This window comes from Microbacterium sp. BF1 (assembly GCF_019279095.1).
Lineage (GTDB): Bacteria > Actinomycetota > Actinomycetes > Actinomycetales > Microbacteriaceae > Microbacterium > Microbacterium maritypicum.
The window spans coordinates 1-702 of sequence record NZ_JAGYWT010000792.1 but is presented as its reverse complement, the minus strand read 5'-3'; the positions used below and the strand labels follow the sequence as shown (position 1 = coordinate 702).

Genomic DNA, 702 nt, shown 5'->3' with positions numbered 1-702 from the left:
CCTCCGGGTGCGCGCCTGGGTCAACGGCGAGCTCCGCCAGGACGACACCACCGCCGGGCTCATCTTCCCGCTCGCGCAGCTCGTCGCCGACCTCTCCCAGCACTTCACCCTCGAACCGGGCGACGTGATCCTCACCGGAACCCCCGCAGGCTCATCGGTCATCGTCCCCGGCGACGTCGTCGAGGTCGAGGTGGACGCCCCGGATGCCCCCGGCACCCCCACGTCCGGACGCCTCGTCACCACCGTGACGCAGGGCGAGCCCCCTTTCGACGGCGAGATCGGATCGCTCCCCGCCGTCGACGACCTGCAGCGCACCGAGGCCTGGGGCTCTCGCGAAGAGGCGGGCCTGCCTCCCGTCGAGAAGGCTCCTGCCCTCTCCCCCGAACTGCGCGCCCAGCTCCTCGCCGCCCCGACGGCCGGTCTCTCGGCCCAGCTCCGCAAGCGCGGACACCACTCCTGCTTCATCGACGGGGTGTCGGCGAACATCACCGGCAGCAAGATCGTCGGCACCGCCAAGACGCTGCGCTTCGTGCCCTTCCGCGAAGACCTCTTCGCCGCGCACGGCGGCGGCTACAACGCGCAGAAGCGCGCGTTCGATGCCGTGGAAGACGGCGAGATCATCGTCATCGAGGCCCGAGGCGATGCCACGACCGGCACCCTCGGCGACATCCTCGCCCTGCGCGCGAAGGTCCGCGGCGCCGC

At 71.9% G+C, this 702-nt stretch carries 1 protein-coding gene; it reads left to right on the top strand.

The features are described 5' to 3' along the window. Nucleotides 1-702: fumarylacetoacetate hydrolase family protein (locus tag KZA10_RS16820; RefSeq protein ID WP_218683472.1), on the top strand; the 702-nt coding region annotated here is incomplete at both ends.